The organism is Puniceibacterium sp. IMCC21224 (assembly GCF_001038505.1).
Taxonomy (GTDB): Bacteria; Pseudomonadota; Alphaproteobacteria; order Rhodobacterales; family Rhodobacteraceae; genus Puniceibacterium.
Genome location: NZ_LDPY01000001.1, coordinates 584,756 through 609,518, shown reverse-complemented (window position 1 = coordinate 609,518; position 24,763 = coordinate 584,756). Strand labels below are relative to the sequence as shown.

Sequence of the window (24,763 nt, the reverse complement as noted above, 5' to 3'; positions counted from 1 at the left end):
CCTAGAACTCGACGCCGGGCTGGGCGGCGATGCCCTGCTTGGCAAAGGGATGCTTAATCTCTTTCATCTCGGTCACAAGATCGGCTATCTCGATCAACCGGTCCGGCGCGTTGCGCCCGGTCATCACCACATGCGTCATCTCGGGCTTTTCGGTCAGCAGGAATTGCGCCACATCCTCGGCCACCAAATAGTCGTATCGCAGGGCGATGTTGATCTCATCCAACAGCACCATGCGGTTTGCCGGATCGCGGATCAACTCCTTGGCCTTGTCCCACGCCTTGGCGGCGGCGGCGATGTCGCGTTCGCGGTCCTGCGTGTCCCAGGTAAAGCCTTCGCCCATCACATGAAACGCGCACTTATCGGCAAACCGCTCTTTCAAAAGATCCCGCTCGGCGGATTGCATCGACCCCTTGATGAACTGCACCACCGCGCAAGGCATCCCATGCCCGATGCAGCGCAGGATCATCCCAAAACCCGAGCTGCTCTTGCCCTTGCCATTGCCGGTATGGACGATGATCAACCCCTTGGTGACGGTCTTTTTGGCCATCATCTTTTTGCGCGCGGCCTGCACCTTTTTCATCTTTTCGGTGTGCTTGGCGTTGATATCTTCGGTCATCGAAACGCGATCCTTTGGGTAAGAGCCAGACGGGCGGCGGCCATCTCTTCGACAGCGCGCAGGGTAAATGGAGTGCCGCAAACCCAATCCGCGGTGCTGAACAGCACGCGATCTTCGGCGACATAGCGCCGCAGCGCCGGATGCTGCGGCAGGTCCTCGGCGCGCGATGCGCCGCCATACGGCATCGACGACACAAGGGCATCCGGCTGCGCAAGGACGAGTATCTCCAATGGCAGTGCGCCGCTTTGACTGCGGCCTAACCGGGTCGAGAGGTTCTCGAACCCGGCAGAGGTCAGAATATCGTCGCCCAGTGTGCCGGTTCCCAGCGAATAGCCATTGGCGTAAAAGAATGCGGCCAGCGGGCGATGTTCTGGCACGGCGGGCAGTGAATCAAGGCGGCGTTCCACGTCGCGGGCCATATCCTCGGCAGCGTCGGGGCGGTTCAGGGCCTGACCGATCTGGCGGATCTGGTCGGGAATTTCGGCCAGCGCATAGGTCAGCGGAAATTGTACGACACGGACTCCGATGCGCCGCAGCATGTCGATCGCCAGCGGATCGGAATACGCCCCGGCCAGGACAATGTCAGGCTGAAACAGCGCGATTTCCTCGGCGTGACCGTTGTTCAGCGGGTAGGCCGCGGCGGCCTCCGCCATAGGCGAGCTTTTGGGATCAGCGCTGACCCGCGTGACAGACAGCAGCTGACCCGGCGCAGCCAGCAGCATTGCCAGCTGATCCGTGCACAGGTTCATCGAGACCACGCTTGGCACATCAGTATCGGCCTGAGCAGCCCCGATCAGGACGGACAGCAATAGCGCGGTCGGCGCCACGACGGATCGAAAGAAATTGCGCAAGATCTGTCCTTGTTTCAGAGCGAACCCCAGTCAGGGTCTGTCACGTGTCGCTATGCCCAGGGACCGGAAGACCTGTCCGCAGGACGTGGATGACACCACTGCGGACTCTCCGCCACCCCGACGCGCCCCGCGTCAAGGTATGGGTGAATGCGTCGGCAGGTCTCCTGGCTTGCGGGTCGTGGCTCGGCTGGCCTTCCCGGTGCGGGTATCCCGTACCAGTGGCATGTTCAGCGTCGCTCACCGCTCACAGTTGCGGGGGCAGCTCCGGGTTTGCCCGATGGGCGCACCGTATTCCCTTTTGCCGGCGGACAGAATGGATGCTGATCGCCGGACCGACGGCCAAAGGGTTAGGCAGCGCCCGCGCCCAGGTCAAGTGGTGTCACGATGTTGTCCCGCCTGAACCATCGAACTGTGTCAGCTCAAGCCCGGGATCAGACGAATGGCGGCAGGCCAGACCCCGCACAGCGGCTATTGTGCGGTTGCTTCCAGATATCCCGGTCCGATCTTAGTAATTTGTTCGCTAAACTAACCCAGTTTATGCATGCGACCGCACCCCCATCAGCCGGATGCATCGCGCGATTCGGAGAGTTAAAAAATAAACTTCAATTAAAAGTTGCGTGATCGGATCCCTGTGGTCATTCTGACGTCAGGCATTTGAGGGAGGATTTTGGAATGGCTCGTTTCATACTTTTGGCGGCGCTTGCCCTTGGAATGTCAGGCCAGCCGGGCCTTGCACAGGCGCAATCCGAAGCGCCCGCCACCCTGCCTTTGCCGTCAGATCTACCCCTGCTAGACTACGAAAGCGCGCTGTATCCTTTTATCGCTGAGCGGGATTTTGCGGTCCTTGGCTGGACCCGCGACAAAAGCTGGCGCGACACCGGGCCGTTTGTCCTTGGCACCAGCTACGGCGTCCACCCTGCCGTGCGGATCTACTATTCGCCCGAGGTTTTGACCTGGCTTGAGGGGGGGCGCACCGGCGCCATTCCCGACGGCGCGATGGTGGTCAAGGAAATGGTGTCTCCGCCCTCTGCCCACTATAATGAATACCGGGAAATGCTAACCTTTTTGCACCCCGACGACCCCGCCAAGGTCGAGGAAGAGATGCTCGACTATCTGCGCAAGGATGGTGGGCTGAACTGGACGGTGATGGTCAAGGATCAGACCATATCGCACGGGGGCTGGTTCTTTGCATCCGTGGGGCAAGACGCTGCGATTGACAATTTCCAGCCGCCTTACAGCCCGGCGTCGGGTCAGGCCGGCGCAGGGACGTGCATGCGCTGCCACGCCTCTGCCGCCGAGGAACTGATCTTCTCTGCGCTCGCCAATATCGAAGGTTTTCCGGGCGAACCGTTAATTTTTAACGTCGATGAAAGCTGGCGCAATCTGTCCGGCTTCCCTCCCGGCCCCTTCAACTTGCCAAAGTGGCAGCGCCCCGCGATGGGCGCAACCGAAGCCGCCCTGATCGACGATTTCTTTCACGACGAGTCTGCGTTGCGTCAGCTTAACGCCATGGCCGAGGCATCCCCCACTGCGGTCAATCCGGCGTTTGCAGCAACATTCCCGCCTGCAGGCGGCATCGACGTGACTCAGGTGCAGACATTGCCCAGCCAATGGCTGGATCACGTGCCGTCGCGCCCGGACACACCGCAGCACTTCCTGAGTTCGGACAATTGCGTCGGCTGTCACGGTGGGCTGGGCGGTCCCCCCTACGGAACGACAATGTTCCTTCAGACCGGGCCGAATTACGGCGAAGGCTATAACATCTCGGAATATGGCGAATGGCGCTGGTCTCCGATGGGGCTGGCCGGGCGCGACCCGATCTTCTACGCCCAGTTGGAGAGCGAATTCGCCCTGCTGAAACAGGCGGGCAACGGCGATCTTACCTCGAATCTTGGCACGACATGCCTGTCGTGCCACGGTGCGATGGGCCAGCGCCAGCTTGGCATCGACGCCCATGCGATGCCCAACAAAGGGTTGGATCCCAACAATTTCAAGGTCGCCTACACCTTGCTACACGACCCCTTGACCGAGGCAGAGAAGGCCAAGCAAGAGGCTGATGGCACCCTGCCCTACCATGAATACGGCAATCTCGCGCGTGAGGGCATTTCTTGCGCCGTCTGCCACCACATTGCCCCGCCGCAGCGCGCCGAAGGACAGCCGGATTACAACACCCTCGACACCTACCTGATGAACGGCACCACAGGGGTGTTTCGCCTGAACGACAGCGACCGCCTGATCGGCCCGTTTCAGGACGTGCGGCAGAAACCGATGCAGAACGCTATGGGGATCACCCCGGTTCATGACGACTATATCAAGGACAGTGAACTGTGCGGCGCCTGCCACACGATCAACCTGCCTAATGTCGATGCAAATATGTCCGAACCTCTCGAAGGGTACACCGCCGCCGATCAGGCCGTATTCAATGCGGCCGGCGCCAATGGCGCGGCGTTCCTCAAGGATCAGTACGGCGTCACCTTTCCCGAGGCGCTGACCGATTTCCAGCATTCGGTCGAACAGGCAACCTATCTGGAATGGGTCAACTCGATCTACAACGAACCTGGCACGGCACAATCCTGTCAAGATTGCCACATGAAGGGCAATTTCGAAAGCGCGGACGGCAAGGTTAAACTGGACAGCATCACAACCCAGATCGCGTCGATCCAGGACTCCATGATGCCGGATGTCGAAAATCTGCTGCCGACGGATGAGGTCGATGTCCCCTTCCGAGACGACTACAAACGTCACAGCTTTGTCGGGCTGAATGTCTTTATGGTCGAGATGCTTCGCCAATTCAGCGCCGAGCTGGGGATGAGCCGCACCGATCCGATGACGTCAGCCACCAACGGCGCGCAACTGTCGATCGACACCATGGCGCTACAGGCGCGGGACGAAACGGCTGATGTCACAGTTGCTGTGACCGCGGGCTATGACGGGCTGCTGGCGCAAGTCGATGTGACCAACAAGACCGGGCATCGCCTGCCCTCGGGCGTTGGATTTCGCCGCGCGTTTCTTGAGGTTCGCGCCGTGGATGCCGATGGTGACATGCTGTGGTGTTCGGGATGTACCAATGGCGCCGGGGTGATCCTGGGCGCGGACAAGACACCACTCAAGACCGAGTTTCTGGATGTTGTGCCCGAAGGTGCGACCGAAGCGCTGTATCAGCCGCACCATCAGGTGATCTATGACCAAAATCAGGTACAAATCTACGAGGAGCTGACCCAGAATGCGAAACGCGAATTCACCACCAGTTTTGTCCAGCGCGATTTCCACCCCAAGGACAACCGGCTGACACCACATGGCACGTTGGATCCGGGCAGTGACGCGTTCCAGGCCAAATTCGGCGACAGCGCAGTGACCGAAGCTTTCATGAAGGCGACACGACCCGAAGGGCGCGCATTACAGGACCCGGATTTCAAACCCGGCACGGACCGGACAGAATATCGAATTTCCCTGCCCGCAGGCATCGACCTCAAAAAAGTCACAGTGACGGCGACGCTCTATTCGCAGGCGATTCCGCCTTATTACCTGCGCCAGCGGTTTGTCACGGCACCGACTGGCCCGGCGACGCAACGGCTCTATTATCTGGCAAGCAGGCTCCAGACCGAAGGAACTCTAATCGCAGATTGGAAGCTGAAAGTCACCAGTGCGGCGGACGGGCTAGACTGACGCCACAGCACTGTTGCCCCGCAAACTGGGTGGTCGACGCGTTGCCGACCACCCGACAAGATCAGACAAAGCGGTTGACGAGATTCTCAAGCCGTTCCTGACGACCCGAGCGCGGCGCAGGATCGGTAGCGTTGACCTCAACTCCAGTGGCGATCGTGGCAAGATCGCTCGTCAACATAGCCCGCGCCTCTGGCGTGTCCCAGCCCGCATAACGGTCGGAACGAGCAGCCTCAAGCCCGCCATCCGCCAGCATCGCTGCCGCCGCCTTGAGCCCGCGCGCGCAGCTGTCCATTCCGCCGACATGAGCCAAAATCAGATCCTGAGGGTCCAGTGACTGGCGCCGCAGTTTCGCGTCGAAATTGGTGCCTCCGGTGGTGAATCCACCTGCGCGCAGGATCTCGTAATAGGCCAGCGCCACCTCTGGCCCATTGTTGGGGAACTGGTCAGTGTCCCAGCCGGACTGATAGTCGTTGCGGTTCATGTCGATGGACCCAAAGATCCCTAATGCCGAGGCGAGCGCGATTTCATGTTCGAACGAATGCCCCGCAAGGATGGCATGACCCTGCTCGATATTGACCTGCACTTCGTTCTCCAGTCCAAACCGCTTGAGAAAGCCAAAGACCGTCGCGACGTCATAGTCATACTGATGCTTGGATGGCTCTTGCGGTTTGGGTTCGATCAGGATCGCGCCTTTGAAACCAATCTTGTGTTTGTATTCGACCACCATCGACAGGAACCGGCCAGCCTGTTCCGTCTCGCGCCCGAGATCGGTGTTCAGCAGCGTCTCGTAGCCTTCGCGCCCGCCCCAGAGGACATAGTTTTCGCCCCCAAGTTTCTGCGTCGCATCCATACAGCTTTTCACCGTGGCGGCGGCATATGCAAAAACCTCTGGATCAGGGTTGGTCGCAGCACCCGCCATATAGCGGCGGTGGGTGAACATATTCGCCGTTCCCCAAAGCAACTTGGTTTTGGCGGTGGTCATCTTTTCGCCGAAGTAATCGACGATTTCCTCGAGATTGCGGCGCGTCTCGGCAAAACTGCCGCCCTCGGGGCGGGCATCCGCATCGTGGAAACAGAAGTACGGTGCGCCCAGCAGGTCGAACATTTCGAACGCGACATCGGCCTTGAGTTTCGCCAGATCCATCGTGTCGCCGAACCATGGGCGATCAAAGGTCTGGCCACCAAACGGATCGCCGCCCGGCCAGGCAAAGCTGTGCCAGTAGGCGACGGCAAAGCGCAGGTGATCTTCCATCCGCTTGCCCAGCACAACCTCGTCCGGGTTGTAGTGGCGAAAGGCGAATTCGTTGCTGCTGTCTGGACCTTCATAGGTGACGGCGGGGATATCTTTGAAGAAATCAGTCATGTGAGCTCCGAAAGGGCCGCAGATGCGGCGCGATAGCGGGCATGGCCCGCAGCAAAGGCGTCCCGCAGGGCGGGCTCTGGTTCGATTGTGTGGGACAGGACCGGCAGCGTGGCGAGGGTGGTATCGCCCGTTGCCGCCATCATGCCAAGACGCGCCGCCCCAAGGGCCGCGCCGACATCGCCGTCCTTGGGCACCGACAGCGACAGATCCAGCGCGGTAGCGATTAGACGCAGCCAGTAGTCTGACCGGCTGCCGCCCCCCACTGCCACGCAGGTGTTGATCGTCGTGCCAGTGGCCGCCAGCGCATCGCGGCAATCACAAAGCGCAAACGCCACACCTTCGAGAACGGCGCGCGTTGCGGCAGCGCGGTCAGTAGCATGTTCCAGCCCCAGAAAGGCACCGCGCACGGTGGCCGAATTCAGTGGCGTCCGCTCGCCTCCAAGATAGGGCAGGAACCGCGTCTTTCCAGGAGCTTGCAGGCTGCCAAGATTTGTTGTGAGTTCGGTCGCAGTACTGCCCACCAGCCCCGCATACCAATTGAGCGCGTCGGTCGCGGCCAGGATCACCCCCATCTGATGCCATTTGCCGGGCAGCGCATGGCAAAAAGTGTGTACAGCAGTCGCTGGGTCGGGCTGATACCCGTCATTGGCGGCAAACAGCACTCCCGAGGTGCCCAGCGAAACAAACGCCTGACCAGCCCGCACCACGCCCATGCCGATGGCCGATGCGGCGTTGTCACCGCCGCCGCCAGCCACCACAACGGACGCAGGCAGACCCCAGCGCCCGGCAATATCCGCACGCAATGTTCCCGAAACGTCAGACCCCTCGACCAGGCGCGGCATCGCAGCGCGAGTCAGGCCCGAGGCGTTCAGCAAATCATCGCTCCAATCCCGCGCGCCAGTGTCGAGCCAGCTTGTCCCCGCCGCATCCGACATTTCGGCCACGTGTTCGCCCGTCAGCCACAGCCGCAGGAAATCCTTGGGCAGCAGCACGCGGGCGATCCTGTCGAATACCTGCGGTTCATTCTCGCGAAGCCAGGCAATCTTGGGTGCGGTAAATCCGGGAAAGACGATGCTGCCCGAAATCGCCCGCCAATGCGGATCAGCGTCCATTGCTGCGGCCTGCGTCGCAGAACGCGTGTCATTCCACAGGATACAGGGGCGCAGCACCTCGTCAGCGGTGTCCAACACGGTCGCGCCATGCATCTGCCCTGACAGTCCAATCGCCCGAACCGCGCCCAGAGATACAGTCGCCGACAGCGCATCAAGCACATGCTCTGACGCTGAGATCCAGTCAGCCGGGTTCTGTTCCGACCAACCATCGCGGGGGCGGCTGACTGTCAGTGGCGCAGTGGCCTCGGCCACCACGCGCTGCGCATCGTCGATCACAATTCCTTTGAGACCCGAAGTCCCAAGATCCAGTCCAATATACATCACGCCGCCAAATGTTCAGGTTTCTTGCCCAGAATGATCATGGCCAGCAGATCATCCTCGGTCACGTCATCGACTTTGACCACGCCGACCAGTTCGCCATTCTTCATCACGGCGGCACGATCACAGAGGCGTTTGACCTGATGCACATCGTGATCAATCAGGAAGATGCCCAGCCCCTGCCGTTTGAGTTCCTGAATAAGCTCGGCCACCATCTGGGTTTCCTGCGGGCCAAGGGCGGCAGTCGGTTCGTCCATGATCAGGATCTTGGCGTTGAAATAGACCGCACGGGCGATCGCCACCGATTGGCGCTGCCCCCCCGACAGCGCGGATACAGGGGCCGAGAATTTCTGGAAGTTCGGATTCAGCCGCGCCATGATCTTGCGGGTCTCGGCCTCCATCGCGCCATCGTCGACCAGCCCCAAGGACGTGACCAATTCACGCCCCAGAAACAGGTTGGACGCCGCATCAAGGTTATCCGCCAGCGCAAGCGTCTGGTAAATCGTCTCGATATTATAGCGCCGCGCGTCGCGGGGGTTGTTGATCACGGCCTTTTCGCCGTTCACGAACACGTCGCCGCTGTCCTGCCGGTACGCCCCGGACAGGCATTTGATCAGCGTCGACTTCCCCGCGCCGTTGTGGCCCAGCAGACCGACGACTTCGCCCGGATACAGATCGACGCTGACGTGATCGACAGCCTTGATCCCACCAAACGAGATCGAGATGTCGCGGAGTTCAACAAGCTTGGTCTCGGTCATCATTTCGCTCCCGTGCGCTTGCGGTAAAGGATGTCGATAAAGACGGCGGCCACCAGCACCATGCCGACCACGATGTTCTGGAATGGTGCATCGACGCCGACCATGGCCATGCCCGATTGCAGCGACTGCATGATCAGCGCACCCAGGATGGCGCCGTAGATCGTGCCGATCCCACCTGCCAGCGCTGTGCCGCCAATCACGGCAGCCGCGATCACGCGCAACTCGTCCAGCGAGCCGATATCGTTGGAATGAAAGGTCAGCCGCGACGACGCGACCACCGCCGAGATTGCGCAAAGCACACCCATCAGGGCAAACACCTTGACCGTCAGCAGGCGGGTGTTGATGCCCGACAGTTCCGCCGCATCCGGGTTGCCGCCGGTGGCAAAGATATAGCGCCCCAATCGGGTGCGCCGCGCCACCACTGTCATTGTCACGGTGATGATGATCAATAGCAGGACTGAAATCGGGATGCCGTACCCTTGGGTATAGCCCTCGGGCATGACCTCTCCGCGCGCTTCGAACATCCGCTCCAGTCGGGGACCCGGAACCTCGTAAGCGTTCAGCAGGGCGACAAAGCCAAGAATAACGCCGGCGATGATCGCGCCCAGCAGGATTTCGGCCCACATCGGTTTGACCTGGAACTCATGCCGGATTTTGGAGCGCCGTGCCGATATCAGCGCCAACAGCGCCGCCACCACGGCCACGACCCCCACCACCCAGGATGCCGTTTCCCCCAGCGTACCGTTGGTGCCGCCAAACAGCTGGAACGTCTCGTCCAGCGGGCCAATGGTCTGGCCGTTGGTCAGATACCAGCCGGTGTTGCGCCAGACCAGAAGCCCACCCAGCGTCACAATAAAGGACGGTATCGCCAGATATCCAATGAACCAGCCATTCAGCGCGCCGATGCCTCCGCCTACAACCAGCCCGACCAGAATGGCCACAGGCGTGGTCAACGCCGAATCAAGTCCAAGGCCCAGCCACTGCGGGATCACCACGGTCTGCGTCATCGCCATCACGGCGGAACAGGTCGCGAGGAGCGAGCCGACCGACAAATCAATGTGGCGTGTGACGATCACAAAGACCATCCCGGTCGCCATGATCGCCACGCTGACCGTCTGAATCGTCAGGTTAAAGATGTTGCGCGGTGTCAGGAACCGGCCATCTGTAAAGACATTGAACACCAGGCACAGGACAATGAACGCACCGATCATGCCCAGCAGGCGGGTATCCAGTTCGAGTGTCTCGAAAATACTCTTTTTGCGCCCGGTCAGAGCGTTTGTAGCGGTATCGGCCATGGGCGTACCTCGTTCATCTGCGCGTGTAAGTTGGGAGGGCGGTGTCGCGGCACCATCGGCCTGCGGTATCCGCCCTGGTGTCGCGCCCCCGGTCACAGCCGGAGGCGCGTCAGTGGCTTAGTTGCAGGGCGCGGGGCCTGCGGTCACACCCTGGCACAGCGCCTCTTGCGTGATCCAGCCCGCATCGACCACAACGGACAGGTTGTCCTTGGTCACGGCAACGGGGGCGAGGAAGGTGGCGTTCATCTCGTTGCCACCGGGGGTGGTGAATTTCACCGACCCGCCAACCGCTTCCATTGCGGAACCATTGGCCAGAGCGACGGCAATCATGCCCGCATTCTTGCCCAGCTCACGTGCGTCCTTCCAGACCGACACGGTCTGCGTGCCCAGTGCGACGCGGTTCAGCGCGGCATGATCACCGTCCTGACCTGACACCGGAATGCCGTCCATGCCCTGCGCCGTCAGCGCCGCGACGACACCACCCGCGGTACCGTCGTTCGAAGCCACAACCGCGTCGACCTGGTTGTCCGTCGCGGTCAGGATCTGCTCCATGTTGCGCTGCGCGTTGGCGGGCAGCCAGCCATCGGTATAGGCCTCGCCAACGATGGTGATGTCGCCCGCGTCAACTGCGGCCTGAATAATCTCTTGCTGGCCGCCGCGCAGGAAATCCGCGTTGGGATCCTGGGCCGAGCCCTTGATCATGACGTAATTGCCTGTGGGCTGCGCAGCAAATACCGCGCGGGCCTGCATCCGGCCAACCTCGACATTGTCAAAGGTCAGGTAATAGGCCCGGGGATCTTCGATCAGGCGGTCATAGGCGACCACGGGAATGCCTTCGTCCGACGCGGCCTCCACGGCCGGTCCAATGGCAGCTGCGTCCTGCGCCACAATGATCAGTGCGTCAACGCCCTGCGCGATCAGGCTTTCTACATCCGACAGCTGCTTGGCCGAGGATGATTGCGCGTCCGACGACACATAGCCGATGCCGGCAGCGTCAAGCGCGCCTTTGATGGCAGCTTCGTCGGTTTTCCAGCGCTCCTCCTGAAAGTTGGACCAGCTTACGCCGACGGTCATATCTTGCGCGAATGCAGGCGCTGCAAAACATGCGGCCGCCAATGTGGCGGCCTGAATTGTGCGTTTCATAGGTATCCTCCCATAGATACGGGACCCCTTTGCGGGCCCGTCCGGCAGATTCTCCGGAGTGCTGTGACGATGCCTTAGTTTAATTTAGCTGTCAAAATAAAAATCGCGACGATTTCGTCGATGGCATAAATATTTTGCAGGATTTTTGCGCAAAGTGATAGTAAGCAGGGTGAACGCAAAGAATTCGACGCAGCTTTACTTTTACGGGCAAACAAAAAAATGTCACTTGATGCAGAGACCGCGAACGCCCCCGCCACTGACCGAAATGGCTGCGGTCCTCTGATCGCGCCGCTGAGCGAAGCAATGCGCCCGCTGCGCCAGCAGATATTTGAGCGGGTGCGGGCGGTTGGCACGATGCCCCGCGTTCAGGTCGCCAAAGAGCTGGGCGTCAGCCCGGCGTCCGTGACCACCCTGACTTCTGACCTGATCGAGGCTGGACTGCTCGAAGAGGTGGCAATTTCGCGCGACGGTGCCGATTCCGGGCGCGGACGCCCCCCGGTGGCGCTGGGGGTGCGGGCCAATGCGCATTACGTCGTCGGAATGAAGTTTTCGGATCGCGAACATACTGCGGTTGTCGTCGACTTCACCGGCAACGTGATCGCGTCGCAAGTGATCCCGGCCGAACCGGGACGGCGCAGCACCGAGGACATCCTGACCGGTTGTGAGCAACTCGTTGATCGCGTCATACAGGCGGCCGGTTTTGAGCGCTCGCAGATTTCAGCATTGGGCATGGGACTGCCGGGATTTGTCGATCATTCGCAGGGCCGGGTATTCTGGTCGCCGATCATGCAGGAATCGGATCTGGACTTTGCCGGGATCGTCAGCGAACGGCTGGGCCTGCCAGTAATCATCGACAACGACGCCAATCTGGTCGCCTTGGCCGAACTGTGGTTCGGTGCCGGACGTGCCATGGCGGATTTTGCCGTTGTGACAATCGAACACGGTGTCGGCATGGGTCTCGTGCTGAACCATCGGCTGTATCGCGGCTCGCAGGGGCTGGGGCTTGAGCTGGGCCATACCAAGGTGCAGTTGGACGGGGCGCTGTGCCGCTGCGGTCAGCGCGGCTGTCTTGAGGCATATGTCGCCGATTATGCGTTGGCGCGCGAGGCGACGACGGCATTGAACTGGATGCACAAGGACGGGCAGAGCATGTCAATTTTGCTCGAAAGCCTCTTTGATCATGCCAAGGCCGGGAATGGCGCGGCGCGGTCGATCTTTCGCCGGGCGGGTCGCTATCTGGCGGTAGGGCTTGCCAATATCGCCAACCTGTTTGACCCTGCGCTGATCATTCTAAGCGGTGAGAGAATGCGCTTTGACTACCTCTATGCTGACGACACTCTGGCCGAGATGGAAAACCTGATCCTGCGCTCGGGTCGCCCTGCCCCCGCGATCGAGGTTCATGCCTGGGGTGATCTGCTTTGGGCGCGCGGCGCGGCGGCGTTGGCCCTGTCCTCTGTCACTGAAGCTCGTCTGAGCAAGTCGCGCGACGGTGTCAGCGGATGAAGGCATTCGCCATCTGGGTTGTGTCGGCCTGCAGCGCCGTTGCCGGCCCGGTTTTTGAAGACCGCGCTGGCGCTTTGCCCGTGCAGCACATCTATGGCGGCGGATGGGAGCATTTTGTCGGCGGTGGCGTCGCCGTGCTGGATTGCAACGGCGATACACTGCCGGATTTCTACGCCGCCGGTGGCGAAAACACCGGGCGGCTGTTCATCAACCGCACCAGCGCGCCGGGTGCACCGCTGGCGTTTGACCTTGGCACAATCCAAGACTTCACCGGCGTGACCGGAGCATATCCGCTGGATGTAGACAGTGACGGAGCACTGGACCTGATGCTGCTGCGGGTGGGCGAAAACCTGCTGCTTCGTGGTGACGGCGCCTGCGGTTTCACTCGCGCCGATTGGGGATTTCACGGCCGCGACCGCTGGAGTACCGCGTTTTCCGCCACATGGGAGGCAGACCGCGACTGGCCGACCCTGGCGATTGGTAATTACGTCAACCGAGATGATCCCGATGGCCCGTTCGAGGCCTGCGACGTCAATGAATTGCACCGGCCCAGGGCGGCGGGTTACCGCGCGCCCATACTGCTCGAACCGGGTTTTTGCGCGCTGTCGATGCTGATCTCGGATTGGATGCGTATTGGCGTGCCTGAACTGCGGATCTCGAACGACCGGCATTACTATGTGCGCGGCGGCTACGAAGAAATGTGGCGGCTGGATCCCCTGACCCCTCGGACCGAGGCGGACGGTTGGGACCGTGTGTCGCTCTGGGGTATGGGGATCGCCAGCGGCGACATATCTGGCGACGGGTTGCCGGATGTGATGCTGACCTCAATGGGCGATCAACTCTTGCAGATCAATGAAGGTGGGACGCTGCGGTCGGTGCCCTACGCCTTTGGCACCTATGCGCAACGACCCTATCAGGGCGACGACGGGCGACCTTCGACTGGCTGGCACGCGCAGTTCGGCGATGTGGACAATGACGGGCGGATCGACCTGTTCATCGCCAAGGGCAATGTGGATCAGATGCCTTCAAACGCCATGGCCGACCCCAATAACCTGTTGATGCAACAGCCGGACGGCACCTTTGCCGAAGCAGGCGGCGCGGCGGGGATCGCGGGGCCGCAGCGCTCACGCGGTGCGGGTCTGGCGGATTTCGACGGTGACGGTCGGCTGGATCTTGTGGTGGTGAATCGCCGCGCGCCGCTGGAACTGTGGCAGAATCTGACCCCCGGCGCGAGCCACTGGCTGGCGGTCGAGCCACGCCAAAAGGGCGTCAACAGCCGCGCGGTTGGTGCCTGGGTCACGGTTCGGGCAGGCGAAGACGCGAAATGGGTGCAGGAGGTGACAATCGGCGGCGGGCATGGCAGCGGACAGGCCGGGCCGATGCATTTTGGTCTGGGCGATGCGCAGGAGGTGCAGGTGCAGATCACCTGGCCAGATGGCACCGTGGATCCCTGGCAGATGGTCCAATCAGACCAGCGGATTGAGATCCTCAGAAACACACCTGGCCAGTAGCCGCCTCAGCGATCAATCGGCAGTCCGCTCGGCACCGTATCCGGCACCCCCATTCGGCCCGTTATCGCCCCCGCATCGGTGAGACTGTCGAGAAACGCCATCAATGCGTCCAGATCGACTTTGGCCAGCGGCACCGGGACCATCGTGACTGCGGCGGCAATCTCTGCGCGCTCGGCAGGATCGTCGAGGATCGTCCAGTCCGGTTTGCCCACCTCACCTTTGGTCAGCACGGCCTGCGGTTGATAACGCGCCAGCCCCGCCGCCGGATCAGCATGCTGGCGTAGAAAGGCGCGCAGATCGGCATATGCCCCGGCATGGCCCCATGGGCCGGTGCGGGTTACGTTGCGCAGCGGCGGCGTGCGAAAGGCATAGGCCTGCGACAAACGCCCGGTCACACGCATCCGGCCAAGGTCACGCTGGTGATTTTCGAACCGCTCAGCTTTTCCGGGGCCAAGCTGGGGCTGGCCCATGGCATGAAAACCCTGATCGCTGAGCATGGTGCCCGAATGGCAGGCCGCACATCCCGCCGCCCCATAGAACAGATCCGCCCCGCGCTGCGCCTGCGGATTCAGCGGCGCCTCGCCCCGCAGGGCAGCATCAAAAGCGCTGTTATCGGCGCGCCATTCCAGCGCAACAAAGGCGGCGATGGCGTTGGATATATCGGTAAACCGGATCGGCGCGCCACCGGCAATCGCCGGGTAAACCTGCGCAAATGCATCGGCATAGGCCGGAAGCGCAGCGACCCGTTGCGACAGGATCTGCCACGCGCCGCCCTCGCCCGTCAGCTGTCCGCGCCTGACCGCCTGCGACACATCGCTTTCGTCGTAATGCCCGGCCATTTCGTCCGGTGACAACACAGGAAACATGGTCTGCGCCGAGAGCAGGCTGACAAACCCCTGCTCCATATCGGTCTCAAGCGGCGTGCGAAAACCTGATGGGCGTGTCGGGTCAACTTCGATCCTGCCATCATGGAACATCACACGGATGTCCCGCAGGCCAAGGTTAAAGAGCGGCGGCGCATTGCGTGGGATGCGCTGTTCGGGCGGGTTGTCCGGGTTGGCCACCCGCTCTGGCCCCAGACCGATGCCGCCCTCGCCCAACCCCAGCGACAGCCCGTCGCCGGTGGCAAAGCGCGGATGGTGGCAGGTCGCGCAAGAAATGTTGCGGTTGCCCGACAGGATCGGATCGTAGAACAGCAGCTGGCCCAATGCGGCTTCGGCCTGGCTCACCGTGATAAAATCCGCGTCGGTGAATGGCTTGGGCAGCGCGACCTCTTGCGCGGCCCATCCAGAGGTCGCGACTGCGGCGCAGATCGCGGCGATGATCGGTCGCATTGGCTCCCTCCCCCTTCGGTATTGCGGCCAGTCAAGAGCAAGCAGTATCGCGGGTCAAGCAGGACTGGCGCCGGTTAACTCAGCTCCAGCGTCGTGACCGCCTGAAACATCGCGGGCGCGGCGACGGGCGCTGGCCCCAGATACATGCGGGCGGTGTCAAACGTGCTAACAAAGCCGCGCGCCGCCAGCATTTCCCGAAAATCTGTCGCGCTGTCCGGGAGGTCAAATATATACTCGGTCACCCCAAACACCGCCGCGAGATCGGCCAGCAGCGCTTCGGCGGCTGCGCTGTCGATGGCCCAGAACGGCCCGACCTTGACGCCGTCACGACAGCGGCGGACCGTGCCATACCCGGCCACAGCACCGTGGCGGCACAGCACGCGGGTGCGGCGCGTCGGCGTCTCGGCAAACCAATTGGTCAGGTATCTTTCGCGCGCCATGCCGGTCAGAACCCATTCGCGCGCCAGCAGTGCCGGGATCTGGTCAGGCGCCACTGCACCGGGCACATCTGACCCGGTCGCCTTGGCTATTGCCCCGGTCAGAAGACCGACAAAACGCGCGGTGCCACCAGTACGGACAAAGCCCGAGCGGACATAATTCGACTCTTGCGCGGGAACGCCGTCCAGACCGACCGTGCGCCCGTCGGCGTGAACCAGACCAGCCTGCCAGATCGCCAAACCATGCCCCTGCCCGCGCCACTCTGGCGCACAGAGGTAAAGCCCCAGAAAGGCAAAGTCAGGATCGTGGTTCACCACCGAAATTGCGGCAACCGGAGTTTCATCGACCTTGCGGACCAGAAACCCTGCAGGATCGGCGGCCAGAAAGGCATCCGCATCGTCCAAGCCGGGATTCCAGCCCTCGGCCGCCGCCCAATCCAGCACCTGCGCCAGATCCAGCAGTGTCATCACCGTGATCTGCGCGCCCTCACGCATGGCCAAGCAACGCATCGCGCAGGGTCCGCGGCGGCGCGGTTCGATCACGCAGGTCAAGCGATGACAGAATGTCGATCAAATGCGACGACATCTGCTCTTGAGCGCGGGGACCGTCATTGGCCGCGATCGCCTGAATCAGCGCGTGATGCGCGTTGCTTTCACACAAGGCAGCCGAGCGGCGCCAGTAAAGCGCGATCACCAGCGACGAGCGCGCAATCAGAGTTTCGACAAAACCTGCGATAGTGTCCTGATCCGCGATCCGCGCCAGTTCGATATGAAACTGCCCTGACAGGCGCAGCGCCCGGCCCATGTCCTGCACATCAAGCGCGGCGTGCTCCTCTGCGATGTGGCGTTCCAGCCGATCAACATCCCGCGGCGTGGCCCGTTCCGCAGCCCAGCAGGCGGTGCGGCCCTCAAGAAGGGCGCGGGCCTCGAACACCTCGCGTGCTTCGCGCAGCGTGGGTTGCGCCACATAGGCCCCCCGGTTGCGTTCGATCTGTACCAGTTGCGTATGCGACAGTTGCTGCAATGCGGCCCGGACCACCGTGCGCGAGACGCCGTAGATCTCTCCGATCTCATCTTCGCCCAGCTTGGTGCCCGGAGCCAGCCGATGTTCGTGGATCGCCAGCGACAGCCCGTCGACCACCGCCTTTGATCCGCCGTCGCGCCCCTGAGCTGGCATCTGGATCATCTGTTTGTTCAAATCTGTATGCGCCATACGCTTAGGGTGCCGCTCTGTTCAGATGTGGGCAAGCCGATTCCCGTCTGGATGCGATCTTCTGGGTCATTGTATACAATCATGTGCGCAATCAGCGGGCACACCCCCATCGCATGTGCGTAAATTTTCATCGCCTTGCGTCTGTCGCGCCCCATCGCCGGGTTTTTCATTGCCTGAAAACTGCCGCCATTGTCGCATCAGTCCAAATCGCTAACGGGGGCTTCGACGACAATGGAACAGAACGATCTTGAACTGGTGTCGTTGACCAAACGCTATGGCAGTACGGTCGCCGTAAATGCGATCAATCATCATTTCGCCTCTGGCTCGTATGTTTGCCTGCTTGGGCCATCGGGATGCGGTAAATCTTCGACTCTGCGGATGATCGCGGGGCATGAGACGGTCAGCGACGGCTCAATCGTGCTGGCGGGGCGCGACATTTCCTATCTGCCCCCTGCCCAGCGCGGCACCGCGATGATGTTTCAAAGCTATGCCCTGTTTCCGCATCTCAGCGTCAAGGACAACGTCGCCTTCAGCCTCAAGATGAAGGGCGTCGATCAGACGGAACGGCACAAAACTGCGTTGGAAATGCTAGAACTGGTCGATATGATCCAATATGCCGACCGCCTGCCCGCGCAACTGTCCGGCGGACAGCAACAGCGCGTCGCATTGGCGCGTGCGCTGATCACGCGGCCCCAAGTGCTGCTGCTGGACGAACCGCTGTCAGCGCTGGATCCGTTCCTGCGCATTCGGATGCGGGGTGAGCTGAAAAAGCTGCAACGCGAGTTGGGCATTTCCTTTCTGCATGTCACCCACGGTCAGGACGAGGCGCTGGCGCTGGCTGACGAGATCGTCGTGATGAACAATGCGGTGATCGAACAGGCCGGCCCGGCGCGTGATGTATTCAACGCGCCGCGTACTGAATTTGTTGCCCGTTTCATGGGCGGGCATAACGTGATCGCCCTGCCGCGCGGACATTTTGCCGTCCGCTCGGATGCCATTACCATCACTGACCCTGCCGCATCCGAAACACAGGCAGCGGTGATGCATGTGGAATATCAGGGCACCCATGTGGCCGTGACGGCCCGCATGACCGGCGATCAGGAGGTCACTGCCCTAGTCCCCGAAAGCACATTTTTCGACAAACCACGAAGCCCAGGGGACCAGATCGGTCTGAGCTGGGACGCCACCCAACTGCATGCGCTGGCCTGAGGCCCCCTCAGCCACACGCAGAACGTCTGACAAGGAGAGAGACATGGATATGAAATCGACAAAACTGAACCGCCGCAGCGTGCTCAAGGGCGCGACGGCCGCTGCCGCCGCTTCGGCGTTTCCGGCACCGATGCTTTGGGCGCAAAACATCAAGAACGTGACCCTGCGCCAGTTCGGCACCGGGGTATCAAACCTGAACGACGTCGCGAACAAGGTGAAAGAAGACCTTGGCTTTACCCTCGAAATGACGGCACTGGACAGTGACGCGGTGACACAACGCGCCGCGACGCAGCCCGACAGCTTTGACATTGCCGATATCGAATACTGGATCTGCAAAAAGGTCTGGCCGACCGGCAACCTTCAGGCGATGGATACCAGCAAAATTGCCAATTACGACAAGATCGTCGGCATCTTTCGCAGTGGTAAACTGACCCCCGAAAGCACTATCGCGCAGGGCACCGCACCGCATAGCGTCGGCTTTACTTCTGGTCCCGGCGGCACCGACTTTGTTCAGGAAGAATCCGGCTGGATGACCCTGATCCCGACGATCTACAACGCCGATACACTGGGCATCCGCCCCGATCTGATTGGCCGTCCGATCAGCAAATGGTCGGAACTGCTCAACCCCGAATTCAAGGGCAAGGCGTCGATCCTCGACATCTCGTCCATCGGGATCATGGACATGGCGATGGTCGTGGAATCCATGGGCGAATATAAATACCCCGACAAGGGCAACATGACGAAAGAAGAGATCGACATGACCCTCGGGATCTTTACCGAGGCCAAGAAAGCCGGCCAGTTCCGCGCCTTCTGGAAAACTTTCGACGAAAGCGTCAACCTGATGGCATCAGGCGAAGTGGTCATCCAGTCGATGTGGTCCCCCGCCATCACAGCGGTCAAATCGCGCGGCATTGAATGCGTCTACCAGCCGTTGGAAGAGGGGTATCGCAGCTGGGGCGGCGGCATCGGTCTGTCGAGCAGCCTGAGCGGCCTCGAACTCGAAGCGGCGTATGAATACATCAACTGGTACCTCAGCGGCTGGGTCGGCGGCTACCTGATGCGTCAGGGTTATTATTCGGCTGTTCCGGAAACCTCCAAAGAATTCATGTCCGAAAACGAATGGGGCTACTGGTTCGAAGGCAAGCCCGCCACCGACGTCATTAGCAGCCCGACCGGCGACCAGCTGGCCGCTGCGGGCGACGTGCGCGACGGCGGTTCGTTCAACGACCGGATGGGGGCAGTGGCCTGCTGGAACGCCGTGATGGACGAAAACCAGTACATGGTCCGCAAATGGAACGAATTCATCGCGGCCTGATCTGGCGCTGACACAGACAACACGCCGCGCCCCTGCTGTCTGGGGGCGCGGCATTCCAGACCTGCACCGACTCAGGGGAAGACTGCCAATGATGCTGAAACAGGCCCTTCAAAGCCGCCATGTGACCGGCTGGCTTATGGCCGCCCCCATGGCGCTGATCCTGGCGATGTTCCTGGTGCTACCGATCATTGTGATCGTGATTGTCAGTTTCTGGCAGGCGACCGAGTTTTCCATCATCCCGGCCTTGTCCGGTGAGAATTACGATTTCCTCTTTGGGTCACCCGTGACCTACCGGGTGTTTGGCAACACCTTCAAATATGCCGCGATCACCTGGGCACTGACGCTGGGAATCGGCTTTTGGGTCGCCTATTTCCTGGCGTTTCACGTGCGGTCACTGACCTGGCAGATCGCGCTGTTTCTGCTGTGCACGATCCCATTCTGGACCTCGAACATCATCCGCATGATCTCGTGGATCCCGTTCCTTGGCCGCAACGGGCTGGCCAATGAGACGCTGATCAGCTGGGGCGTGATAGATGAGCCGCTGGAATGGCTGCTGTTTTCCGACTTTTCGGTGATCCTTGCCTTTGTGCATCTTTATACGCTGTTCATGGTGGTGCCGATCTTTAACACTATGATGCGGATCGACAAATCCCTGATCGAGGCCGCCCGAGACGCCGGTGCCACTGGCGGTCAGATACTGTGGAACGTGATCATTCCGCTGACAAAACCCGGCATCATGATCGGCACAATCTTTGTCGTCACTCTAGTCATGGGCGATTTCATCACCGTGCGGTTCATGTCAGGATCGCAATCCGCCAATGTCGGGCGCCTGATCTCGAACGATATTGCGCTACTGCAATACCCCTCGGCCTCGGCCACCGCAGTCGTGCTGCTGTGTACGGTGCTGATCACCATCGGCATCTTCCTGCGCTTTGTCGACATCCGAAAGGAGCTGTGAACATGGAACCCAGACCCCGGTCCTTTTATGTGCTGGCGACATTCTTTGGCCTGTTCCTGTTGTTTCTGTATGGCCCGACGATCACCATTGCGATCCTGTCGTTTCAGGGGCCGCAAGGCGGGCTGACCTTTCCGATGCGCGGCACGTCGATACACTGGTTCCGCGACCTGTTTCAGCAGCAGGCCGTCGGCGACATCTGGGGATCATTCCGCCGATCGCTCGCGCTCGGGGTGATTGTGATGGTGGTCACGGTGGTGGTGTCGGTGATGGGTGGCCTTGCGTTTCGCAAGCGGTTCGCCGGGTCAGCAGTGCTGTTCTATCTGATCATCACGTCGCTGGTGATCCCGTCGATTCTGGTGTCGCTGGGCGTCGGGCTGATCTTTTCGCAGCTGGGGTTCAAGATCCACTGGGCCACCTCGGGCCTTGGCTCACAACTGACATGGACCCTGCCCTTTGGCCTGCTAATCATGTTCGCAGTCTTCAACCGTTTTGACAAAAGCTATGAGGAGGCCGCCCGCGATCAGGGCGCGACCAACTGGCAGACGATCCGCCATGTGGTGTTGCCGATCATCGCGCCGTCACTGATCGGGGTGGCGCTGTTCGGCTTTACCCTGAGCTATGACGAGTTCGCCCGCACTTTGCTGACGGCGGGCAGCTATAACACGCTGCCGCTTGAGATTTACGGCATGACCACCAACGTCACCACGCCAGTGATCTTTGCGCTGGGGACAATGACCACTGTCTTCTCATTTCTGGTGATCGGCGTATTTCTGATCACCGTATGGCTGATGAACCGGCGTCAGGCGCGGGCCGGTTCAGACGCAGGCAAGGGCATGGTCTGACCTGAATGACCGTTACAATCATCAATCCGAACGCCACAGTGTCAATGACGGCGGCGATGCTTGACGCCGCACGGCGGGCCGTGCCGGGCGGCGGGTTTATCGGCGTGACCTCGCATCAGGGGCCGCCGTCGATCCAGGGAGTTGAAGATGGAGAGCGCGCCACCGCTCCGCTGCTGGAACTGGTGCGCGCGGCGTCAGACAACGGCGCGGGCGCGATCATCATCGGATGCTTTGACGACACGGCACTGGCCGCAGCACGCAGCGCGGCGCGCTGTCCGGTCATCGGCATCGGGCAGGCGGGCTATCACGCTGCGGCGATGGCGGGGGCGCGGTTTTCGGTGGTCACAACGCTTGCCGTGTCGATCCCGATTCTCGAAGGGAATATAACAACCTACGGGCTGCGCGGTGCCTGCGCCCGTGTCCGGGCCAGCGGTGTGCCGGTGCTGGCGCTTGAGAATGATCCCGACGCGGCCGCTGAGCGGGTGTTGGACGAGATGGCACGCGCCGAGGCCGAGGATTGCATCAACGCGCTGGTGCTGGGCTGCGCCGGTATGGTCGACATCCCACGCCGCGCGCGAGGGCGTATCATGGCGCCAATCATCGACGGCGTCGCGGCTGCGGCGACGGTCGCCAGCTTTCTAAGCCGCTCAAAGGCCTGAGCGCGCACCCCATTGGGATTTCGCGTTGCCCCGCCGCAGCGATCTGTGCTTCCCTATCGTCAAAGCGAACGGATCGGAGACGACAAAATGGCAACGTCACACCGCTGGATCATCATGGTCTCGACATTTCTCGCGCTGGCAGGGTGCAGCAGTGGTGGGTCAGACCGCACCCCCTCGGCCCTGCGTACCGGAAGTACCGCTGACGAATCTGCCTGCCTGGGCGCCGTGCAGACCGCCGCAAGGCAAACTGGCACGGTCATCAGCTCGGACTTCACCCCGGCCAACACGCTGGTCATCGTCGGCGTTGGATCGCCGCAAGACCGCTGGCGCTGCCTGGCATCCAAAGGTCAGGCCAGCGGTGTCAGACCACTCGACAGTGGCGGCGCATTGTAGCGTTCATCCATCGCCACCCAGATCCGCCCACAGCGCCTCGGCCGTCGCCATAAGCGTGCGCGCCTCGGACCAGCGGTCCGACAATTCCCGCCCGTCCGCCCCCGTCATGGCGTATTCCGGCGGGCCAAGTTCGCACAAAAACACCAGATCGCCGGTATCGTTGCGGGCGCGCCAGTCGGCAAACCCTTCGGCCCAGAAGGATTCGAACAGCGTGACCCATTTCGCGTGTTGGGCAAATCCGATCTGAAGCTGGATTTGCTGGCGGCTGGCCACCCGGCCCTGAAAGCTGTCGGATCGTGACAGACAGCGCGATAGCAGGCCACGTTCCCAATCCGCGAGCGGAAGTTTGAATTCGCGGTCGACGATGTAATGCGACAGATCCGCCGCCAATCGCATCTCGGGCACTGCATCCAGCAGCGACAGCGTGGAAAACAGATCGTTGGTGATGCAGTTACGGTGGGTTTCAAAATGTATCGGCATGCCGATTTCATCCGACATCTCAATCCAGCGGCGGATCACCGGGATCGCGCCTTCGACCGTCAGCGGGAACACCTGCCCGACCACGTTGACATAGGGCGACCCAAAATCCACCGCCATTTTCAACGTGTCTCGCAGGCTTTCGACACTGCGGGGAAAGGCGACGATCAGCGGCGTCAACCCTTCGCGTGCCAGATGCGGACGCACCGCATGCGCCACCTCGATATCCGCCGCCCCCAGATCAATCGCCAGCCCGGCATATCCCGCGTCCGCCACCATGCCCGCCACCCGGTCCAATGGCAGCATCTCACCGCTTTGATCGTGTGGCTGCATCGCCCAGAGCGATTGAAAGATGCGCAAACGTCTCATGTGGCCTCAACCCGCTGGCTGCGGCCATCGCCCCGCGGCACGATCCAGACCTCGTCATAGGGATAGTCCGCCTCGGATTTGGCGCGTAGTTTGCGGATCACCTCGATCTGGAATTCGATCCAGCCCATCGCATGAGGCGCAGCACCGTTTTCACGCATCACGGCGTCCAGCTGCCCTAACTGCCAGAACGGAACCGCCGGAAAGGTATGATGCGCGGTGTGATAGGGCATTTGCCAGCACAGCCAGCGTAGTATCGCGTTCGCGCGGGTCGAGCGGGTGTTTTCGAGAATGTCGTTCTTGTGACTCAGACCCAGATGTTCAATCGTGTTTTGCAACTGATGCACCGGCTTCATCAGCATCATCGGCGCCAGCCATAGGATCACCGCCGCCCAACTGCCGGTGACAAGCGACACCCCTGCAATCGTGGCATATAGCGCCGCGTGAATGCGCGCCTCGCGGATCACGATGCGATTTTCGTCGGGACGGATATAGGGTTCGACCACCACACCACGACAGAACCGCACGATCCGCGTCACCCGCGTCTGCCAATAGGTCAGCCCCCAGAACCACAGCAGATAAGTCCGCAGAGTATAGGGTTCGCGCACCAATTCGCCGTCCTTTTCCCAGTTCTGCGTGTGCTGGTGATGTGCCCAATGCTGGATCTTGTCGAAATCGCGCGGATAGATCAGCACAAAGCCAAAGATCCGCCCAAACAGCGCGTTCAACGGCTTGGTGCGAAACACGGTTTCGTGGCTCAGCTCGTGCTGGCCAGCGTAAAGAAAGTTGATCAGCACGCCATGCGCCATGAAAACTGGCACCGCCCACCAGCTGCCCCAAAGCTGCCAAAGCACAGCACCCGTCAGACACAGTGCTCCGAGATGGCCGCCCAATTGCAGCCCGCCACGCAGGTCGGATCGTTGCATTAGTGCCCGCAGACGGTCAGGCGCGATCAGGCTGCGACGGGAAAAACTGGCTTGCATGGTGCGGCACTCCATAAACCCAGAGGCGGATGGCATGGCCGCAGTTTGGCTGGAAACCACGCCTGTGTAAAATGCCAAAGCTGGCATCGGCATCTGGCCGGCGCCTAGAACAGCGATAAGTGACGGAATTTATTGCGCTTACGCTCATAGATTGCAGGCGCGGAAGCGCAGAGCCAGCGAAGGTTCGTGATGCCGAAAATATGTCGCGCAAAACAACCTATGAACGAGTCGCGCCGAATCGACAATCGCATAAGAGACATCGCCCAGCCCGATATGCTGCTAAGCTGCCGAATCGGAAAAGTTTTTTTCCGGCTGAGATCGCTCATCCAGCGCCTAACTCTGAACTGTTCGCCAGCCAGACAGCTGCATTGGTTCAATAAATGCCCGTTCCGTATCTGAAAAACATTGCACCTTCCCATGACGTTACGGAACACAACCCGC

Annotated in this window: 21 protein-coding genes and 1 riboswitch; of the genes, 9 read left to right on the top strand and 12 right to left on the bottom strand. The window is 61.1% G+C overall.

Annotation, left to right across the window (positions count from 1 at the left end; translation table 11 throughout):
* Window position 1: 1 nt before the first annotated feature.
* Both cobO and IMCC21224_RS02780 read right to left on the bottom strand, forming a co-directional pair.
* Window positions 2-616: a cob(I)yrinic acid a,c-diamide adenosyltransferase gene (gene cobO, locus IMCC21224_RS02785; protein ID WP_047994047.1), complete on the bottom strand. Its 615-nt coding sequence runs from the start codon at window positions 614-616 to the stop codon at window positions 2-4.
* On the bottom strand, window positions 613-1,467 hold the full coding sequence (locus IMCC21224_RS02780) for an ABC transporter substrate-binding protein (RefSeq protein WP_231582003.1): 855 nt from the start codon (window positions 1,465-1,467) through the stop codon (window positions 613-615). The genes cobO and IMCC21224_RS02780 overlap by 4 nt, the downstream gene beginning before the upstream one ends.
* A 136-nt stretch (window positions 1,468-1,603) precedes the next feature.
* Window positions 1,604-1,819, bottom strand: a riboswitch (cobalamin riboswitch).
* A gap of 320 nt (window positions 1,820-2,139) precedes the next feature.
* Between IMCC21224_RS02780 and IMCC21224_RS02775 the strand changes: the two genes are divergently transcribed.
* Window positions 2,140-5,133, top strand: a complete 2,994-nt coding sequence (locus IMCC21224_RS02775; protein WP_047994046.1) for a cytochrome P460 family protein — start codon at window positions 2,140-2,142, stop codon at window positions 5,131-5,133.
* Between the two features lie 61 nt (window positions 5,134-5,194).
* Here the strand turns inward: IMCC21224_RS02775 and xylA are convergent, their stop codons facing one another.
* From xylA to xylF, 5 genes are all read right to left on the bottom strand, one after another.
* A complete protein-coding gene (gene xylA / locus IMCC21224_RS02770; RefSeq protein WP_047994045.1) occupies window positions 5,195-6,496 on the bottom strand; it encodes a xylose isomerase in 1,302 nt (433 codons plus the stop codon).
* Complete coding sequence (gene xylB, locus IMCC21224_RS02765) at window positions 6,493-7,929, bottom strand: xylulokinase (RefSeq protein ID WP_047994044.1); 1,437 nt, start codon at window positions 7,927-7,929, stop codon at window positions 6,493-6,495. The genes xylA and xylB overlap by 4 nt, the downstream gene beginning before the upstream one ends.
* Window positions 7,929-8,684, bottom strand: a complete 756-nt coding sequence (locus IMCC21224_RS02760; protein WP_047996829.1) for an ATP-binding cassette domain-containing protein — start codon at window positions 8,682-8,684, stop codon at window positions 7,929-7,931. The genes xylB and IMCC21224_RS02760 overlap by 1 nt, the downstream gene beginning before the upstream one ends.
* Window positions 8,684-9,979, bottom strand: coding sequence for a sugar ABC transporter permease (locus IMCC21224_RS02755; RefSeq protein WP_047994043.1), 1,296 nt, complete (start codon window positions 9,977-9,979; stop codon window positions 8,684-8,686). Before IMCC21224_RS02755 ends, IMCC21224_RS02760 begins: the two co-directional genes overlap by 1 nt.
* 117 nt (window positions 9,980-10,096) lie before the next feature.
* Window positions 10,097-11,122 (bottom strand): D-xylose ABC transporter substrate-binding protein, encoded by a 1,026-nt coding sequence (xylF, locus tag IMCC21224_RS02750; RefSeq protein WP_047994042.1) that lies wholly within the window; start codon window positions 11,120-11,122, stop codon window positions 10,097-10,099.
* 219 nt (window positions 11,123-11,341) lie between these two features.
* On the opposite strand from xylF, the gene IMCC21224_RS02745 reads away from it, so the two are divergent.
* Window positions 11,342-12,625 (top strand): ROK family transcriptional regulator, encoded by a 1,284-nt coding sequence (locus IMCC21224_RS02745; RefSeq protein ID WP_047994041.1) that lies wholly within the window; start codon window positions 11,342-11,344, stop codon window positions 12,623-12,625.
* Window positions 12,622-14,136: a CRTAC1 family protein gene (locus tag IMCC21224_RS02740; RefSeq protein ID WP_047994040.1), complete on the top strand. Its 1,515-nt coding sequence runs from the start codon at window positions 12,622-12,624 to the stop codon at window positions 14,134-14,136. Before IMCC21224_RS02745 ends, IMCC21224_RS02740 begins: the two co-directional genes overlap by 4 nt.
* A 5-nt stretch (window positions 14,137-14,141) precedes the next feature.
* Here IMCC21224_RS02740 and IMCC21224_RS02735 read toward each other — a convergent pair whose 3' ends face one another.
* From IMCC21224_RS02735 to IMCC21224_RS02725, 3 genes are all read right to left on the bottom strand, one after another.
* The gene (locus IMCC21224_RS02735; RefSeq protein ID WP_047994039.1) at window positions 14,142-15,470 is read right to left on the bottom strand and encodes a cytochrome-c peroxidase; all 1,329 of its coding nucleotides are present in this window, start codon (window positions 15,468-15,470) and stop codon (window positions 14,142-14,144) included.
* A gap of 74 nt (window positions 15,471-15,544) precedes the next feature.
* Window positions 15,545-16,417 (bottom strand): GNAT family N-acetyltransferase, encoded by an 873-nt coding sequence (locus IMCC21224_RS02730; protein ID WP_231582002.1) that lies wholly within the window; start codon window positions 16,415-16,417, stop codon window positions 15,545-15,547.
* The gene (locus IMCC21224_RS02725) at window positions 16,395-17,093 is read right to left on the bottom strand and encodes a GntR family transcriptional regulator (protein WP_047996828.1); all 699 of its coding nucleotides are present in this window, start codon (window positions 17,091-17,093) and stop codon (window positions 16,395-16,397) included. Before IMCC21224_RS02725 ends, IMCC21224_RS02730 begins: the two co-directional genes overlap by 23 nt.
* Window positions 17,094-17,351: 258 nt before the next feature.
* Here IMCC21224_RS02725 and IMCC21224_RS02715 point away from each other — a divergent pair, with 258 nt between their 5' ends.
* The 6 genes from IMCC21224_RS02715 (at window position 17,352) to IMCC21224_RS02690 (ending at window position 22,496) form a co-directional block, all read left to right on the top strand.
* Window positions 17,352-18,329: an ABC transporter ATP-binding protein gene (locus IMCC21224_RS02715; protein WP_047994036.1), complete on the top strand. Its 978-nt coding sequence runs from the start codon at window positions 17,352-17,354 to the stop codon at window positions 18,327-18,329.
* Between the two features lie 49 nt (window positions 18,330-18,378).
* Complete coding sequence (locus tag IMCC21224_RS02710; RefSeq protein WP_047996827.1) at window positions 18,379-19,644, top strand: PotD/PotF family extracellular solute-binding protein; 1,266 nt, start codon at window positions 18,379-18,381, stop codon at window positions 19,642-19,644.
* An 88-nt stretch (window positions 19,645-19,732) separates the two neighbouring features.
* Window positions 19,733-20,602, top strand: coding sequence for an ABC transporter permease (locus tag IMCC21224_RS02705; protein ID WP_369795983.1), 870 nt, complete (start codon window positions 19,733-19,735; stop codon window positions 20,600-20,602).
* 2 nt (window positions 20,603-20,604) lie between these two features.
* Entirely contained in the window at window positions 20,605-21,444 is an 840-nt protein-coding gene (locus IMCC21224_RS02700) for an ABC transporter permease (RefSeq protein ID WP_047994035.1), read from the top strand.
* Window positions 21,445-21,449: 5 nt separating this feature from the next.
* A complete protein-coding gene (locus tag IMCC21224_RS02695) occupies window positions 21,450-22,103 on the top strand; it encodes an aspartate/glutamate racemase family protein (RefSeq protein WP_047994034.1) in 654 nt (217 codons plus the stop codon).
* An 87-nt stretch (window positions 22,104-22,190) separates the two neighbouring features.
* Entirely contained in the window at window positions 22,191-22,496 is a 306-nt protein-coding gene (locus IMCC21224_RS02690) for a hypothetical protein (protein ID WP_047994033.1), read from the top strand.
* A 3-nt stretch (window positions 22,497-22,499) separates the two neighbouring features.
* Here IMCC21224_RS02690 and IMCC21224_RS02685 read toward each other — a convergent pair whose 3' ends face one another.
* The gene (locus IMCC21224_RS02685) at window positions 22,500-23,342 is read right to left on the bottom strand and encodes a sugar phosphate isomerase/epimerase (protein WP_047994032.1); all 843 of its coding nucleotides are present in this window, start codon (window positions 23,340-23,342) and stop codon (window positions 22,500-22,502) included.
* Window positions 23,339-24,322, bottom strand: a complete 984-nt coding sequence (locus IMCC21224_RS02680; protein WP_047996825.1) for a fatty acid desaturase — start codon at window positions 24,320-24,322, stop codon at window positions 23,339-23,341. Before IMCC21224_RS02680 ends, IMCC21224_RS02685 begins: the two co-directional genes overlap by 4 nt.
* Between the last annotated feature and the right edge of the window lie 441 nt (window positions 24,323-24,763).